Source organism: Psychrobacter sp. Arc9 (assembly GCF_041431295.1).
Lineage (GTDB): Bacteria > Pseudomonadota > Gammaproteobacteria > Pseudomonadales > Moraxellaceae > Psychrobacter.
In genome coordinates, this window is sequence record NZ_JASMRK010000016.1 from 1 (window position 1) to 17,655 (window position 17,655).

The 17,655-nt window shown below is 38.4% G+C and carries 15 protein-coding genes and 2 pseudogenes; 5 read left to right on the top strand and 12 right to left on the bottom strand.

Going from position 1 to position 17,655, the window contains the following annotated elements:
- Window positions 1–79: 79 nt before the first annotated feature.
- The 6 genes from QO187_RS09405 to QO187_RS09430 all read right to left on the bottom strand — a co-directional run bounded on the left by QO187_RS09405 (window position 80) and on the right by QO187_RS09430 (window position 5,663).
- A complete protein-coding gene (locus QO187_RS09405; RefSeq protein ID WP_185156568.1) occupies window positions 80–1,318 on the bottom strand; it encodes a PD-(D/E)XK nuclease family protein in 1,239 nt (412 codons plus the stop codon).
- 36 nt (window positions 1,319–1,354) lie between these two features.
- Window positions 1,355–1,798, bottom strand: coding sequence for a DUF1810 domain-containing protein (locus QO187_RS09410; RefSeq protein ID WP_102092565.1), 444 nt, complete (start codon window positions 1,796–1,798; stop codon window positions 1,355–1,357).
- Window positions 1,799–1,816: 18 nt separating this feature from the next.
- Window positions 1,817–2,905, bottom strand: a complete 1,089-nt coding sequence (locus QO187_RS09415; RefSeq protein ID WP_102092566.1) for a YafY family protein — start codon at window positions 2,903–2,905, stop codon at window positions 1,817–1,819.
- A gap of 54 nt (window positions 2,906–2,959) precedes the next feature.
- Window positions 2,960–3,841, bottom strand: a complete 882-nt coding sequence (locus QO187_RS09420; RefSeq protein WP_102092567.1) for a PP2C family serine/threonine-protein phosphatase — start codon at window positions 3,839–3,841, stop codon at window positions 2,960–2,962.
- A gap of 183 nt (window positions 3,842–4,024) precedes the next feature.
- Window positions 4,025–4,546, bottom strand: coding sequence for a hypothetical protein (locus QO187_RS09425; RefSeq protein ID WP_102092568.1), 522 nt, complete (start codon window positions 4,544–4,546; stop codon window positions 4,025–4,027).
- A gap of 97 nt (window positions 4,547–4,643) precedes the next feature.
- On the bottom strand, window positions 4,644–5,663 hold the full coding sequence (locus QO187_RS09430) for a WG repeat-containing protein (RefSeq protein WP_228153119.1): 1,020 nt from the start codon (window positions 5,661–5,663) through the stop codon (window positions 4,644–4,646).
- A gap of 714 nt (window positions 5,664–6,377) precedes the next feature.
- On the opposite strand from QO187_RS09430, the pseudogene QO187_RS09435 reads away from it, so the two are divergent.
- Window positions 6,378–6,664, top strand: a pseudogene (locus QO187_RS09435) (transposase); the annotation flags it as partial.
- Window positions 6,665–6,728: 64 nt separating this feature from the next.
- On the opposite strand, the pseudogene QO187_RS09440 reads toward QO187_RS09435, so the two are convergent.
- Window positions 6,729–7,954: pseudogene (locus QO187_RS09440) on the bottom strand (IS3 family transposase).
- Between the two features lie 470 nt (window positions 7,955–8,424).
- Between QO187_RS09440 and QO187_RS09445 the strand changes: the two are divergent.
- Entirely contained in the window at window positions 8,425–9,300 is an 876-nt protein-coding gene (locus QO187_RS09445; protein ID WP_228153209.1) for an IS3 family transposase, read from the top strand.
- Window positions 9,301–9,329: 29 nt separating this feature from the next.
- On the opposite strand, the gene QO187_RS09450 is transcribed toward QO187_RS09445, so the two are convergent.
- From QO187_RS09450 to QO187_RS09470, 5 genes are read right to left on the bottom strand one after another with little or no spacing between them, the layout of a single operon-like run.
- Window positions 9,330–10,907: a hypothetical protein gene (locus tag QO187_RS09450; RefSeq protein ID WP_102094037.1), complete on the bottom strand. Its 1,578-nt coding sequence runs from the start codon at window positions 10,905–10,907 to the stop codon at window positions 9,330–9,332.
- A 25-nt stretch (window positions 10,908–10,932) separates the two neighbouring features.
- Entirely contained in the window at window positions 10,933–11,631 is a 699-nt protein-coding gene (locus QO187_RS09455) for an OmpA family protein (protein ID WP_095570343.1), read from the bottom strand.
- Window positions 11,632–11,643: 12 nt separating this feature from the next.
- The gene (locus QO187_RS09460; protein WP_102094035.1) at window positions 11,644–13,797 is read right to left on the bottom strand and encodes a hypothetical protein; all 2,154 of its coding nucleotides are present in this window, start codon (window positions 13,795–13,797) and stop codon (window positions 11,644–11,646) included.
- A 31-nt stretch (window positions 13,798–13,828) separates the two neighbouring features.
- Window positions 13,829–14,233 (bottom strand): hypothetical protein, encoded by a 405-nt coding sequence (locus QO187_RS09465; protein ID WP_102094033.1) that lies wholly within the window; start codon window positions 14,231–14,233, stop codon window positions 13,829–13,831.
- A gap of 39 nt (window positions 14,234–14,272) precedes the next feature.
- Complete coding sequence (locus QO187_RS09470) at window positions 14,273–15,133, bottom strand: hypothetical protein (RefSeq protein ID WP_102094031.1); 861 nt, start codon at window positions 15,131–15,133, stop codon at window positions 14,273–14,275.
- A gap of 484 nt (window positions 15,134–15,617) precedes the next feature.
- Here QO187_RS09470 and QO187_RS09475 point away from each other — a divergent pair, with 484 nt between their 5' ends.
- From QO187_RS09475 to QO187_RS09485, 3 genes are read left to right on the top strand one after another with little or no spacing between them, the layout of a single operon-like run.
- A complete protein-coding gene (locus tag QO187_RS09475) occupies window positions 15,618–16,610 on the top strand; it encodes a phosphotransferase family protein (protein WP_102094030.1) in 993 nt (330 codons plus the stop codon).
- Window positions 16,607–16,948, top strand: a complete 342-nt coding sequence (locus QO187_RS09480) for a hypothetical protein (protein WP_102094028.1) — start codon at window positions 16,607–16,609, stop codon at window positions 16,946–16,948. Before QO187_RS09475 ends, QO187_RS09480 begins: the two co-directional genes overlap by 4 nt.
- Window positions 16,941–17,651, top strand: coding sequence for a histidine phosphatase family protein (locus QO187_RS09485; protein WP_102094027.1), 711 nt, complete (start codon window positions 16,941–16,943; stop codon window positions 17,649–17,651). The genes QO187_RS09480 and QO187_RS09485 overlap by 8 nt, the downstream gene beginning before the upstream one ends.
- Window positions 17,652–17,655: the final 4 nt, after the last annotated feature.

A 17,655-nucleotide genomic window follows, 5' to 3' on the forward strand; every position in this document is an offset into this window, starting at 1 on the left:
CTTTATGATTATGTTTGATGATCGTATTAGCAGGCATTTAATCTAAATGGCAGTTACACAGAATCTGGGATGGTCTCGCTCAGTCACTAAAACAACCTTTTTCACTTAGCAGTCGAAAAACCTTATCTATTTCTTCCAAGATTTTATCTGCCATCGTGCCTTCATTTATCATTAACCATGCCTCACTCGAACCTTTCCAGTCCTGCGGATCAAAGTAGTAGTAAGCAGGCCACTGAGCAGAGGAGCTCACTTTTTTATCAGTTAGCATCGTATTCAGTACAGTTTTCATACCTTCTGTATGTAGACAAGCTTTCACGGCTTCTACAGAAGTAAACTTAATACCTAAAATTGGACGATCAAACCCTGCATTATCAAACTCGAAGCAAACCCAACCCATATCATAGCCAGGAATTATGAATCTAATCTGTTCGTATCTTCTACCCTCGCCGATATAACTAAGATCTAATTCGTAATCAGTTTTTTTATATTTTGCTAACAAATCTACTTTTAACTTGGCTATCAGTTCTTTCTTCATTCGATCTACAGTGTTAGACACCTTGATACTGGCATCAATAGTAGCTGCATTCTGTTTAATAATATCTAAAATTGCGTTGTCTTCATTCATATCTTCTATCCCCATAAACTGCTTTTGAATAAACTTAGTTAGCTGTGCAATAAACTCACTGACACTATGATTCTGACACTCTACTTGACATGCTTTAAGCCAACCAATCAGATCGCTAAAACGAAGATGACTGTATTCCTTGTCTTTTTTCCATTTTTCTAAAACTCTAGCATCGACACTCTTCTCATCAGGTGTACCGTTATACTCATTGAGATAAACAATATGACGACTACTATGACCTCTTTCCTTGAGCTCATGATAATAATCAATCAGTTGATTAGACTGATCTGCTGCATAAGGTTTATTTTCGATACAAATACCGTAGCTTTCATCACCCACCTGACATCTTAAGTAAATATCCATACGCCGCTGAGTGTTACTTTTTCCCGTCACTTCTTCAAGAAAAACCTCTGTTTTCTCAAGGTTGTTAAAGAAAATCTGCCAGTTATAGTCTTGATATATAACAGGCAAACAATGCTCAACAAATAACCTTAAAAAGCTTTCCTGCTGAGCATGACTCCCTTTAGGATCAAGCAGAGCTGCCAAAATGCGACTAAGCCCTAACTCATCGGTACTAATATACTCAAAAGTACTAAAATCTGGCGACAGTTGACGACTATAGAGTGCTTGAGCTGTCTCTAACGCATTAATCTTTTGACTCACACCATTTATCAAACTTTGCACGGTACTCATACTCATCTATCCTCTTAAAATTTCACTCGGTTTTATTTACTTATATTGCTGGTCATTGATTTGCTTCAGCATCTTGATAGTGTTTATATCGTAACTGCCTTCGTAGAACTGGTATAAAAGCTGCTCAAAAATACACTTGTTACCAGCGGCAAAGGCAAATAATGTTAGCGAAGATTGTAGCTTCAAGTTATCTGGTGAACCAAAGATATTTAAAGCGCTTTTATCAGGATGGAGCAGTAGTAATTCAGCACACTCTATTAACCGTGCTCCAAGCACCTCATGCTGCAAATATGTTTTTGCTTGCTCCAAACTCTCTATTGCAAAGCGTCGAGACATTTTACTGTGCCCTAACCCTTTCACCTGTGGAAAGATAAACCACATCCAATGCGTACGCTTACGACCTTGGGTCAGCTCTTCAATCACTTGTGAATAGATAGTGTTTTGGGCTTGGATAAAATCGTCGAACAGGGTTTTATTCATAGTGCTACTCCTGTCTATTTATTTTTCATAAAGTACCAATGCACTATGCAATCGATCCAGAATAACGGCTTTCAAATCCACCGGCTCTACGACCACGGCTAGCTGAGACATACTCACTAGCCAATCTTGTAGACGAGTCGTATTAGCAACTGTAGCGCTGACTTGATTCCAGGTGTCATCGATAATGGTAATTTTCTGATCTGTCGATAATGGGCGCTCGTATAAATGCTGACAGGCAAATTTCTGTACTTTTAAAACCAAGTTGATTTCGACATTTTTACCAAACTCTAGCTTGCCTAGCTTCTGTAAGCTATTTAATGTAAAAACGTCACGCCCTACCCAGTCAGGTATTGGCTTATCTATGACTATTGCCTCGGTAATACGATTGACTGCAAAATTACGATGCTCCTTTAGTAACACATCATCATCGATATGATCATCAGCAGAATTAAAACCTGTGAGATAGATCATATTGTCAATAAAGATCAGTCCTTTGGGATATATCACTCTTTGAACTGGTTTTTCGTCCCATTTATTTTGATAGCTTATTCGTAATTGACGATTCTGTAGCAGAGCCTGATGAATACTTTCAAGCACATCACTATCAAGCGTTGGTGCTTGCACGATACTAGGTAAGGTGATGAGATGATCTGGCCATTGCCCTAGCGGACTTTGATGAAACTTATCTTTATCCTGTCGACGTAATTGAGTGAGCTTGTCTGCGATTTCTTGTTTAAAAGATACTGGTAAGTAGTTTGCGGTATATTTATCCAGCATCTCCCAAAAGAACACGGTTTGCTCGTTAATAACATCGATGCTAAAGCTGGGGTCAATATAAAACCGTGCTGTCTTGCCACTGATATTATTGCCCCATGCTGGCACTCGGACTAAGGCGTCACTATAGAAGATATCGTTAAAGATTTGATTTAGGCCAATCAAATCGTTCTCTAAGTTTTTACGCTCATTTGTATAATTATCAGTATTATCACCATAGTTTTGCATAAGCTCTGTCAGTGACATAGCATCTGCTTCACTTCGAGGCAGGCTTTGATATAAAGCAAATAGACGTGCTGACTTTGTATAGCTGGCAATTTGATGTGCTGGCATAGTATCTTCTCTATTAGACTGATGAAGTAATTAACTCGTTATTAAAATACAGGTTCAATCAAAACGAACCAAAATCGCGGTACCATTATCATAAGCATTGCCATCGGAATCATAAACTTGGTTCTTAAGAGAGATGAGCCAAGCTTGTAAATCGGTTTCATCATTGACAAGTTGCCAATGACGACTCGGCACCAAGTCATGAATACCATCCGTACAGACCAAGATACAATCGCCGCTATTAACCTTAATGTTGCAAGAACTACCTTTTGGTGCTTCACTGCTTGTATAACTGTCATCAGCCGTTAATGCAAAGCATTCAGTAATACTATATAAACTCCCTGCCATACCTTCTCGGTTATAGTCAGCGAACTTCGCTTGGCTACCTTGCTCTTGTGCCCTTTGGTCAATAAGCTCATTCAATAGATTATGATCTCGAGTCAGGCACTGCCACTGTGACGTCCCTTTAGGCAGCCAGTACACACGGCTATCACCTACATGCATTATCGTCGCCTTTATGGTTCCATCGCCCTTTAACTCACAGGTAACCATCGCGAGGGTTGCCGCCGCGCCATGACGCTTAGATGAATGCTTGGTTTGATTAATCAGCTGATGAATAACCTCTGAAGTAATACTCTTCTGATTAACCCATAACCGTCTGACTGCTTTTACCACTGCTTTTGAGCAGTGCTGCGAGTGATTAGAGCTTGCCACGCCATCAGACACTGCTAAACTAAATGGTAATGCAACTGGTGTCACTGCCATCACACCTAGATCTTCTTGATACCAATTATCTAGAAAGAAAAAAGCGTCTTGCTGCAGGTTATTACTAGCATTCCCCAGAAAGGTAATTGCACAGGCCTGTGCAATAGAAGGAGTTTCTTTTAAAGGACAATGGTCAAGAGGAGCAGGAGCAGGAGCAGGAGCAGGAGCAGTCATGATGGTAAGCCTATATGTTTGTCATAGAGGCTAGTATAGCGGACAACCTTTAAATTTATTTTCTAGGTTGAAATATAAGATCATTTAGATAGTACATGAGTAACACAGAGTTGCTTTATATAAATAAAAAGGTGATGAACGTTCGCCCATCACCTCTTATGCACTATCTTAGGTCAATAAACCTTAATACTCTCTTACCATATTTTTTTGGGCTTTGTCATATTTAAAGCAAAAAGGTTGATCTACATAGCTGTCAGACATTCTATAAGCGTCTATATCGCCAGAAAAACAAAAGCGATTCGATTTGATACTAAAATCAAAATCAATCGTATCGCCTTTCTTATTAACGATCATTGGCTTACCATTTGAGTCAACTGCAGCTGATAACGAATAACGAAAAGGTACTACTGTCTTCTTAGCAGGGTCAATCACAACCAAACGATAGGGCTTTTTGTTGACGTACCCTGTGTCATTGGTTTCAAAGATATAGATAATCTGATTACCATTGAAGTTAGGCTTACGCTCTTTCATAACAGTTGCATAGCTTTTCAAACGACTGTCTGTGCAAAATTTCTCGTCCTCATAATCAAAATCACATTCAACTACTGTGACACCATATTTTGTTTTAGGTGCTGCGTTAGCCGTAGAGGATAGACCTAAGATAATCATCGATGCTGCTAGTAGCAGGCTTGTCCTTTTAAACATGAAATTTTTCCTATAAATTTAAATAAATTAAGTATTTTCTATGCGGCTCACTTTCATATGTCAGTAAGTATCCATTTTTAAGAATAGATGTGAGAAATTACTGATCGTTTTGCGGATAGCGTTCTTGATCTATCTCATTCCAATCTGTGTAGGTTTTTTGGGAAAGCACTTTTCCTTGGCGGTCTAATGTATAGCGCGTGATACTCTCGTAGCCATTATCATAAGCATTAGCGCTTTTAGTGTTTAGGTTATAGACATCAAGTTTCCCATTTTTATAGCGACCACCATCGACATCTACGGCATCCCCCATTGGCTCCATATAAGCCATGTCATATTTTGGTGAGACAACGACCTTTCCTGTTTTATCGATGATGCCCCACTTACCACTTCTATAGTCTCCAATCTTGACAGCAGACAGTCCTTCTGAAAACTCCATTGCCTCATCCCATTTGGCTGCTATCACTGTTTTGCCAGAGGTGTCTACAAAACCTGTTTTGCTATCTTCATCACCCAATGTAGATGTGTTATATCTGGCCAATCCTTCTGAATAGTCATCTAGCCAGTTAAATTTAAACGGTACGACTGTTTTACCTGTTTTATCAATTGCTCCAAATTTATCATTTTTACTCACCACTGCTAGCCCATCATTAAAATCACCGGCACTCTGATATAAATAAGGTATGGTCATTTTCCCTACCTTATTCATATAGCCGTATTTACCGTCTTTGTATGCGGCTACCATCCCTTCTTGGAAATCTCGGAAATCAATGTAATAGCCACCAGTCATCGGTGCTTGATGCTCAACAGGTATGACTAATTTGCCCGCTTCGTTAATATAGCCTTGCCAGTACAGATAGTCTTCGTAGTCCTCACCGCCGTCATAGCCTTTGACCATTCCCATTTTCATGATTGCGACACGAGCCATACCTTCAGAGAAACCACTACAACTATAATATTTTGCTGGTACGATGACTTTCCCTCTGTCATCTTTGTAGCCACACTGAGGTTGCTCCGTATTCTCCAATTCAAAAGCTTGTAAGCCAGCGGTTGCACTACCTGCGGCTAACGCTGCATATAGACCCAATAACATTGCCACTTTTCTATTGTTTTTTTTCATTTCAATCTCGTTTGTAGGGTATAAACGCTCTCTGTGATCCAAAAATATATCTATGAAATACAGCCTATAGATATCATTAAATTAAATAAACAATAGTAGTCAACTTTATTTTAATTATCAATACATATGTTATCCGATATAGTAATTTTAAATAGTCTCGAAGAATCTAAAGGCACAAAAAAAGACACAACGTTATCGTTGTTTCCTTTCTATGCTTATAAAGCTTTATACGACTTTGGCATTACTCGCAAATCTATAATTTTCTGGTCAGACTTTTGTAGCAAGCCTTCAAAAAATCCTATTTAAAGGATTTTTACTTGCGAAGCTAAAATTACAGTGTAATTTTTTAACGCTTCTCACCCTTAGAAATTAGGGAGCGGTTTAGACGGAGCTGTTGGGGTTTGCTAAATTAGTTAACCACTACGTTGGTTGCTATTAGTATTACCCTACCAAGCTCACTAATATCGTTATTGCATACATTCAGCCCTGTTAGCTTATTAAGTTGACCAATGCTTTCAGGTATGTGCTTAAGCTTGTTTTACCAAACATCAATCTGATCCAGATTAATGAACTGAGAAATGCTATCAGAAAAATCTCCAAAATTATTATCACCAATATAAAGAAACGCTAACTTAGTAAGCCGACTAATTGAGCTATGCTGAAAAAACCGTACACCTAAACTTGGTAAACTAAGCGTATTAATCGGAGTTTATCATGACCAAGAAAATAAGAAGCTACAGTGACGAATTTAAAGCCGAGGCCGTCAAGAAGATAGCAGACAATAATGGCAATATCTCAGCGACCGCAAAGCACCTTGGCATCGCCATGCAGACCTTATCTAATTGGCATAATAAAGCCAATCAAGGCAAGCTTATCGGCACAGAACAATATGATCCTGATCTTATGACGGCTCTTCAGGAAATAAAGCAGCTCAAACGACAGCTTAAAGTAGCCGAAGAGGAACGAGAGATATTAAAAAAGGCGACGGCGTACTTTGCCAATGAGGAACTTTAAGAAACTGGCCCCTGACGTCAAATCCGTACAGTTAAACTTGGGAGATTTTAATTACGCAGCCTGATGATAAAAGTCAAACCACATCTGCCTTGGCGATCTATAGCCTAAACCCTTTTGAATTCTCGTCTGATTTTAGTAGAGCTCGATATATTGTGTGTTATCGCTGATCGCTGTAAACCTTGTTTTATAGTCCTGATGGTATACAAGCTCATTCTTTAATGTACCCCAGAAGCTTTCTATCGGAGCATTGTCGACACAATTGCCTTTACCACTCATTAAACCAGTAAGCTGATGCTGTTTGATGATTTTGTGATAGGCATTATTGCAATACTGGCTGCCTCTGTCAGAGTGCATAATCAATCCTTGGCTGGGTCGTTTATTTTTGATAGTCATGTTAAGTGCACGGCATACTAAATCTGCTGTCATGCGTTTGTTGATAGCGTAACCGACCAGCTCTTTGGTGTATAAATCTTTAACGCCTGCTAAGTATAGCCAACCCTCGCTTGTCCAGATATAAGTAATATCGCTTACCCAAGACTCATTAGGGCGACTGGCATCAAACTGCTGATCCAGCACATTTGGGTAAATCAGCTTGTTGTGATTAGAGTCGGTGGCCACTTTAAAGCGCTTATGACGACGACATTTAATCCCGTGTTCCTCTTTGATGCTTCTTACCATATATAGGCTAATGTTGTGGCCTTGCTCGCTTAGATGAGCATGCAGTCGATCTACGCCATAACGTTCTTTCGTTTCACTGTGAGCCGCTTTAACCAGTAATTCAGACTGGTTGCGATGTATCTGCTGGTCACTGATGTCACGACTGATCCAGTCGTAATAGCTTGAGGGCTTAACCCTTAACACACGGCACATAGTGCTGATGCTAAAGAAGTGCTGGTTATCTTTGATAAAGGCGTACCTGACTAACTGTGCTTGGCAAAGTACGCCGTCGCCTCATTCGAGCATAGCTCTTATCTTGCGTCGGGGCGAAGCAGTGCTTCGCTTTATCCCTCCTCATTTAGGATCTCGCGTTCCTCTTCAGCCACTTTAAGCTGCTGCTTGAGCTGCTTTATTTCTTGAAGAGCACTCATAAGATCAGGATCATATTGTTCTGTGCCGATAAGCTTGCCTTGATTGGCTTTGTTATGCCAATTTGAGAGCGTTTGCATGGCAATGCCAAGGTGCTTTGCGGTCGCTGAGATATTGCCATTATTGTCTGCTATCTTCTTGACGGCCTCGGCTTTAAATTCGTCACTGTAGCTTCTTATTTTCTTGGTCATGATAAACTCCGATTAATACGCTTAGTTTACCAAGTTTAGGTGTACGGTTTTTTCAGCATAGCTCAACAGTCTGGGAGACTGTTTTAGTGACGCAAGGCATAGCGATAGCGAAGTACCAAAAGGTGGTTATGAGGACATCGCTGAGGCTAAAAGTGCCATTATTGATTATATCTGGAACTACTATCAAACCGTGAGACCACATAGTTTTAATGATTATTTGCCACCAGCAGAAAAAGAGAGACGTTACTTTAATCAAAACCTCTTATTAGCTGTCCTAAATTAGTTGACCACTACACTCAGTACCGTCAAGAAATAAATGGCGAAGCACCTAAAGTCGGCAACGCCTTAACAGATGAGCAGCGAGAGCTCCAAGAACTGCGTAAACAGGTTAAACGGCTGACTATGGAGCGAGACATACTAAAAAAGGCTTCTGCTCTGCTGGCCTTGGACAGCCTGAACGGCTATCGTTAATCAGTCAACTTGCAGAGCAAGACAAGCAGGTCAATAAAAGCCTTCTGTGCAAGCTGTTTGGCGTGATGAAGAGTAGTTACTACTATGGACTAAAGCCCAAGCCAATTAGCCTTGAAGCCGTCAAAACTAGAGCCTTAATACGTCAAATATTCAACGATTCAAAGCACTCAGCAGGTGCTCGTAGCATTGCCGCCATCATGATGAATGAACATGGCATCAAGCTGACTCGTTATATAGCAGGTAAACTCATGGCGCAGATGGGACTTCAAAGTCGTCAAATAAAAATGCATAAATATAAGCACGCTGATAACACGCATAAAATCCATGGAAACCTATTGAACCATAACTTTAGCCCAACAGCACCCAATCAAGTTTGGACAGGTGATGTGACCTATATTCGCATCAAAGGCGGCTGGTGCTACCTAGCCGTTACTTTAGACTTGTATGCCCGTCGTATTGTTGGCTTTTCTGTATCAGATTCCCCTGATAGCGCACTGACCGCTAAGGCGTTGCAGATGGCGTATCAGACTCGCTTAAAGCCAAGTGGCGTGTTGTTTCACTCTGATCAAGGTACCCACACCAGTAAGACATTCGCTGAATCCGTGGCCAGTTGTAATGGCATAACGCAAAGTATGAGCCGTCGCGGAAACTGTTGGGATAATGCCCCAACAGAACGATTCTTTAGAAGCCTTAAAACAGAATGGATACCAAAAGGTGGTTATGAGAATATCGATGAGGCATCAACCGCCATTACTGACTATATTGGGGGCTATTATCAAACCGTGAGACCGCATACTTTCAATAATTATCTAACACCAGCTGAAAAAGAGAAACGCTACTTTGATAAAAATCTCTTATCAGGTGTCCTAGATTAGTTGACCACTACAATCCTAGAGTGGTTCAATCATCCATGCCGTACATGACGCTTTTGGTAGCTAATAGCATATTTATCCAACTCATCTTTGTGACGAGAGTATTTATACCAACGCTCTATATTTTCTAATCGTCCTTTATGGTCTATATTCTTACTTGGATTGATAAAGCTATCACCAAAAGTAGGCGTGTACACAAACCTATTAGGATTACCCATAATGATTTTAAAACTCTCTTTCAGGCACATTGCCATATCTCGTTGCCACAAAAACATATGATCATGGATAAGATTGAGTTCAATGTTATTAAAAACATGGCTTTCTATTTCATTAGGTTGTAATGCGCTATCTAGGAGCGCCACACTGCTCGTCATCACTAAGTCAGCTTTCCCTCCTGTGTTAACTAAAGGCTGAATAAAGTAATAATCATCAAACTTAAGTAAGACTGTTGGTACCGAAGCTACATTTTCTGCAATCATTGAACTAGAGTAATTTAAGGTGGACTCCTTACTCACCAATTTAATGTTAGCAGTGGCAAATATAGGTTGGTACTTAGCTTGTTGATTACTAGGAATCAATAACCAATAATCGATAATATGCTGCTGGTAGTTTGTCCAAAATATATAGCGGTTGATAGAGATACTACGATTACTTTCAATATCTTCATCGTTGACTTGCGCGATGTACCTCACCGCTTTTTCTAATTGGTAATAGTTTCCTGCCCCCAGCCAGCAACGCAGAATCTGTTGATATTCTTTACCTAATAATTGCTTGAATGCAGGATTTTTATTCCACTCTTTTAGCCATATATGAATATCCGTAAATTTGTGCGTTTGCTTTTCGAGTGTCGATAAATCTGTTTTGAAGTAACGATTACTAAAAATCGATTCAGCACGACTGACGGCAGAATGTATATCGGACCGACGCTTGAGATAAGGGTTAATGGCGCGGCTATAGGAAGATAGTTGTTTTTCTGTCAGTTTTAGATATAGAGCAAGCCACTCTTCATTTGCTTTACTTTCAAAATCCGTACTCACTGGCAGTTTATGCTTGGATAACAGTTGATGAACTGTAATATGGTTTTCTAATGCTACTGTAGCAAAATGGCTAGGTTGCTGAGACAATAAGGCTTTCACTGAAAGCTTAAGCATATTGTCTTGCCACTTATAACTATCATCTGCTAATAACATTCCTATTAGTGCTTTTAAGGCATATATATTAGCAAATTTCTCATACAACTCAGGGTTTCGCTGATATTGCAGTACCAATACTAAGCTGGCATATAGTGCCTGTTGATCCTCCATCTCTAGAGCAGATAGCCACCAATTATTAGTGACAGTTTTAGCAATGGCTTTATTTTTCCATTCTTCATTTTCGATGATCACTAATGCCAGTACATCAATAACACTAAAGGCACTGGTCTGGTTTATTTTTAAAGTATCAAATTTTTGCTCGGCACGTTTTTTAAGATCAGCATCGATATCCACTTCTTGCAAAACACTCAGATCCAATGTTTGCCAGGGCATGTTATCAAACAAGCTCTGATGAATTAATGATTTCATGGTGTCAGCATTAATGTGAGAAAAGTCGGCAATAAAATTAACAGACATACTTTTTTTCATAGCGAATAGTTACTCATATTTGTGGTGCTGAGGTCATTTGATTCAGTTTCTCAACTGTATCTTCTGGAGCTTTTAAAGAAGTCTCTTGGTCATCGCCTTCTTTGAACTCAAACCGTATGACCACGTTTCTATCATCTGGATTGGCGACTTCATCTGGGGTGCTGGCATCATTTTCGCCACGTCCAACGGCCGTCAGCTTCTGTAAAAATTGTTGTTTATAAGCAAATTCTGGCATGCTGTCGACGTGTGCCAAGATAGCGTTTGCACGCTGACTACTTAAGGTCATATTTGAGGTATAGCTACCAACTCTATCGGTGTGACCTTCAATGACAATACGATCAATCCTACTTTGTTGCTCCAGAGTCAATCCAAATATAGCTTTGGCATAGACTGGCATAATAATATCGAGGCTTTGTTTACCCTCGTCCTTAAGCGTAGCCTCTCCATAACCAAAATTGGTTTTTTCTGAAACAATAAGCCTTCCTGTTTTTTTATCAATATTGGCAGGGATACCCTTCTCTTCTAGTGCTTTTTTTAAATTGTCCGACACTGCCAAAATAATGGCATCTTTTTTATCTTGCTGCATAGACAAGATAGCAATACTCAATGCCAAAAATATTGCCATCAATCCTGTCATCATATCAGCCAAAGCAATCCAAGTGGTGGCATCCTCTTCATAACTCTCTAAAGGTTCATCGTCATACATTAGCATGTGTGTGCTCCTTTATTCGTCATCTTGATTTATGCTATTACTGGCAGTCAACAATACCGCGGAGGCAGTAATCATCTCTTTCATCATTTTTTCTAAAACTGCATTACTAGTGTTAAATTTATTAATATAAGCATCATTTAGCGTCTCAAAGGCTTTGGTAAATTCTTTTGGCATCGTCTGCCCTAATTCTTTAAGTGCGTCATTAATGTCATCAGTGTGATCTTGCATAGCTCGTAGGTCTTTGACTAACGTACTTTGACCTTTATTCAAAGTGGTTGCGATGGTTGCCATTTGATTCAGGAGTGGCCCATACACTTCGCGTGATCTATCTATAGTTTTTAATGATTCTTCATTAAGTTTTCGTTGTGCCTCATCCATACCTTCAAACTGCTTACCGAGTTGATCTGTCGTTTCCTGTAATCTCTTATTCTGGACGCCAAGGGTTTGCTCAAGGGCTTCATTCTGTTGTGTGAAGAAGGTATCTAGGCTAAATTGATACTCTGTTCTGAAGGCTTCTAATTCGTCTTTTAGTTTTTTTGAGGAGTCATCTAATGTCTTATCAATATCACCTAAAGTATCTCTTAATGCACTGGCACTAGAATCAATCAAGACAGCTGCTCGTGACCCTGTATCTGAAAGCTCATCGTTCATACGAGTTAAATGACCATTCATATTGCTATCGAATTTGACTAATACACCACCTAAATTTTCAACAACGTCTTCAGATATTTGAGTAATAACACCACTCATCGCCGTATTCATGGCGGTTGTTGCCAAGGTAATCGAACTTACCATTCCATTTTTAGCAGTCTCCATACCGTCTTCGATAGCAGGCTGAATACTTGCAAGGTTCTCTTTTAAACCCACATTAAAGTCTGTTAGCGTTTTGTCCTGAGTAACCTGCAACTCACCCATTTTAGCGACTGTCGATGATATTTCTTCGACACTGCTTTGTATTGCACCTTTCATAGCAGTGGTTGCTAATGTAATTGAGCTTGTCATGCCGTCTTCAGCAGCTTTCATACCCTTTTCAATGGCAGGCTGAATACCAGCAAGATTGTCTTGTAGATCAGTATTGAATTCTTTTAATGTTTTATCTTGATTTTGCTGTAACGTTTCCATCTGATCTACTGTAGACGCCATTGCGCTGACTAGTAAATTTGTATTTGTGACAAAATTACCCATCTGCTGAGTCACATCCCCCAGTTTTACAATCAACTGAGTGTTAGTGACTTGACTTTTATCAACTGCCTCAATAACTTTACTGGTCGTCTCATTGGTAGCGGCAATTTCATTTTTGATAGGTATTAATATATCTTCTTTTAAATCAGCCAATAACTTATGAATGACATCACTATTATTTTTTTCTAATGCCTGAGTCATTTTAGCTAAGGGTTCTGTGAGTACTTCTCCAATTTTTTCAGAAATAACATCGCCCAGCTTGTCCATATCGTAGCCAGTTTCGATATTTGTAATCGCACTAGACATACGAGTCAAAGTATTACTAAGAGTCATAAATAGTTGCTGCTGCGCTTCTGCTTGGGTTTTTTGCACATCACCTTGCTGCTTAGTCAGACCACTTATTTCTTGTAAATAATCACTTTGGATATTGGTTTTGGATGAAATATTAGCCAAATTGTTCAGATACTGACTATGGCTTTTCAGTTCATTTAAAGTTGACATATTAAGTGTATCTAACTTAGTTTGGCGACTTTGCATTTCAACTTTAGAATTAACTTTTTGATTTAAAATTTGATTGTTTCTACGAGCCAATATGGAGAAGTTAACAATCATAAAAAATATTGCAGAGCTTATACCTAATATAGAAAAACTAAAAACTGAACCTAAGCTTTTAATGAAGTCAGACAAATTTTCATTATTGATATTACCTAAATCATTTAGCTGTAACCCTACTAAAGATTCGGTAAGAGCAAAAAATGTACCTAATAGCCCTAAACTGGTTAAGATACTAGGCGCAAACTTTAGGATACTACTTGCGCCATTGTTAGTCTTTTTCAGCGCTAAAGCACCAGTTGCAATAAAAAATAAAAATGCTATTAAAATAGCAAAGAATATATAAGGGTTATGTTCTAATGCCATTGCCGTAATTTCAAATTTATTAAAAACCAGCCCAAGTATACTCTGTAATATATTACCTAAATCCATATGACTCTCAAATTAAACAAAAGGTTAAAGGTTAAAGGTTAAAAAAAAGTTGCTCTTTTTTGGTTAGATTTTCTAGCAAAACACTGTAGGGAATATGACATTTTCTATCTGGATGCTGACGAGCATAAAGTGAATAAAAAACACCATCTCCATTTATGCCTTTTTCATCAGGGTCAAGCATTAGTATCAAATCATGCTCTAGATATTCATTTAGTTGACTCTCGCTATAAGTCAGTCTTAATGCTGTAAGCTGGCAATTCTGTTTTTGGTTCAACAGTAAAGTACGTCTGCTTTTATAATAATTATTTTCAACTTTACTGAGTTCAGGAAGTGGGTTTGTACGTAAATAATCATCGCATTGATGCCATAGATTATTATAATAAACTGCATGAATTAGCCAAGTCGATGCATCTTGGGTCTGTAATGGTTCTAGCATTTCTATATTCCATATTGACTAATATTGAGCACTGAAATTTTAGTGCTTCATATCAATTGAAGCTATGTTGTCTGAATCTCTTAACCGCTTCTGCTTTGTAGTGGTCAACAGCAACAGTGAACTACTCTCAGTCGTCTCAAAACTAGTTTGTTTGTTTTTGCTAAAGAATGCATTAGCTCCTAGAGCGACAATAACTAACCCAGCAGAACCTGCTACTAACATTTGATTGGCTGTAACTTTAGTTTTTACAAGCTCTTTAGAGTGCTTGACAGCAATATTGTCTCTTGCTACTTCTACTTTCGCTGGAGTGTTATTTTGTTCTATCTTAGATTGTAGAGCAGCAATCGTTGCTTGAATGCTTGCAATTTCACTTTTAGTAATCGTAGATGAAGACTGCATATGTGTTTCTTGCTGCTGTATCAGCTCATCTTTTAGCTGGTTGAGCTCTTGTTGATATTCAGCAACACGCTGTTGTTCTTGCTTTTCTAGCATTTCTTGGCTCAATTGGTTCTTACCTTGTAACTCTAATGTTTTTCTAATTTCTCTAACTATTTTATCAGGCTGTTGATTCATTTTATTATTGGTATATCTCAGCAGAACACCGTATATCTGTACTAGATCATTTTGCCTTTCCAACATATCGTTGAAATCGTGATAATTAGTTACTTTCCAGTAGCCATCTAACTCAATAGGTAATCGATAGCCCTTTACCTCATTCACAATCATAAAGTCAATATATCTGTTACCTCCATTTGAATCAGTAAAATGAAATTGTGCAGTGACATCCTCGGGGCTTATTTCGGGAATTTTAGCTAAAATACTTCTAACAAAGTTTTCTTCATACCCCACAACGTGCTCAATTTGTTTTCTATTTTCTGCTATCCACTGTTCCCAATTCATTAATACTATCTACCTATTACCAAGATCATTGATTGATATCCGTACAACTCCAATGGTTGTTGGCTTTAACGCATGCTTATATGACGGTTCAATTTAAGACCAAATGTAGGTCGAGTTATATGCATATTAGCAGCATCCAAGCTTTTAGCCTAATACATAGTGCTCTCTTATAGTACTGCTCAGTTTTTGTTTAATGATCAGCTATATGATTCGAATAATAGGGTCTGCTTATTGAAATAATGGCACCATTTTTTTCTAGTACTAAATAACTGTTGGAAGTATTCGGCTTCATACTTTGAAAATCGATTTATATGAGCTAGACAAGCGTATTACCAACCTGAAATAAAACTATCGAAATTCATAAATGAAAATATATTTCATTTATGAAAAGGTACTAAATAATTAAGTGTTTGATTTATATATAAAAAAATACTGGCATATAATTTGCTAATTAAAAGATAGTCGATTTAACACAGGGATAGTCATGGATATTTATAGAGTTAATCAATTAAAAGAACTCCTCGTAGATCAGCTTAATTTGAAAGTAACGGCACACTTGAAAGTGGTAAAAATGAGCGGTGGTGCTATCCAAGAAAATTGGTTGATTCAAGATAACGATTTTGCATTAGTCCTACGAAAAAACTCAGAAGCTGCTGTTTCGGTCAGCTCTGACCGCGAGCAAGAATATCGACTACTCTCACGTTTATACCAATTAGGAATTAAGGTTCCTAAACCAATCTATTTTAAAAAAAACCCAAATTTTTTGAATAGTGATTTTTTCATTATGCAGAAAATCAACGGAGTGGCTGAAGGCCATAAACTGGTTCGGCTGGCCGATGCCAATATCCGAAAAAACATCACGCAAGATATCGGTAGGTCATTGGCTTCTATTCATCAAGTACCTCTTGGTGATGAATTAACGGAATTTTTACCTAAACCTAATAAAGATCAATATCTTGCAGACAAAATTCACTCTTTTCGAGCGCAGTTAGATTTGCTGCAAGCAACTAACCCTATTTTAGAGTATGCCATTAGTTGGATGGCTGATAATTTACCTAGTATTGATGAGTTGGTGCTGGTACATGGAGATTTTCGTACGGGCAACATCATGATTGAAAACAATCATATTTCAGGCATTCTTGATTGGGAGTTTACCCAATGGGGAGATCGCCGTGAAGACATTGGTTGGTTCACGGCTAAGTGCTGGCGTTTTGGTCAAAATAAGAATATTGCTGGTGGCATTGGCTCTTATGAAGATTTCTCTCAAGCATATACTGATGTTTGTGGTGCTGATGTGCCAAAGATCGAATTAAAGTTTTGGCACATACTATCTCATGTGCGTTGGGCGATCATTGCTATGCAGCAGTCAAATCGCAATGATGATATGGAAATACCTTCTTTAGAACTGGCTTTAACCGAGTTTATGGTACCTAAGCTTGAGAAAAACATTCTAGATATCTTGGGAGATAAAGTATGAAACAGCAAACGTTCATTGACTTAATAGAAACCAGTCAAACTGTTATTAAAAATGAGCTCTTGCCTACCTCTGACAATAAATACAGCTTATTGATGGTTATGAAAAGCTTTGAATTATTGAAAAGCTATCTCTTAGAACAAGAAAATCATGCCTCAAATATTCATAAGATATTAGAACCAGTATCCGATATGCCAATTGAAGATAATGAACAAGCCTTAGCATTGTTGAGCCAGAACATTCGAGAAGGTAAGAAAATCTCTAACCTTTCTACGGTTTTAGAATCATTAAACAATGAGGTATTAAAGATAACTGATCCTAAGGTAGCAAATCATGACTGATTCTTGGCTACGTATTTTTCTAGTACGGCATGGTCATGTGGCTTATTTTGATGAAAATAATAAGCCCATAAACCCAAAATATGCTCAGTTATCGCCACAAGGTATTGAGCAAATTAGCTTACTCGCTGAGTGTTTAAAAGACATATCTTTTGAAAGCGTTTACTCATCTACTATGCCCCGCTCTATACAAACGGCGGAAATATTAACCCAATATCAACCTTCAAAAAAGGTATTGGCAGTAGATGCTATTAGAGAGATTAAGTCAGGAAGGCTCAAAGACTTACCTAACGATCAATCTGAAACAGCGTTGAAAGAGGCGTATCTACTGCAGACCAATCAGCTTGAAAATTTTATTCAAGGCGAAAGCTGGAAAGAGTTTAGCCATCGAGTGATTGATTGGTTCGAGCAGACGATATTGTCTAAACCAAGCCGTCAAAACATCTTGATATCTTCTCACGATGCAGTCAACCGAGTGATAATTAACTGGATGTATAACCATCACTTAGCAGACATTTATACCCAAGAGCAAGATTATGGGTGTTTAAACATTTTAGATATAAAGGTTAAAAACAATCAAATTTTGCACAAACGTATAAAGCTCCAAAATTTTACTATTTATAATTCGCTTAAAAATGGGTTATTCAATAGTGCCATGGACGATGTTTATAACATGTATGTCAATAACAATGGGTTTAAGGAATAAACAT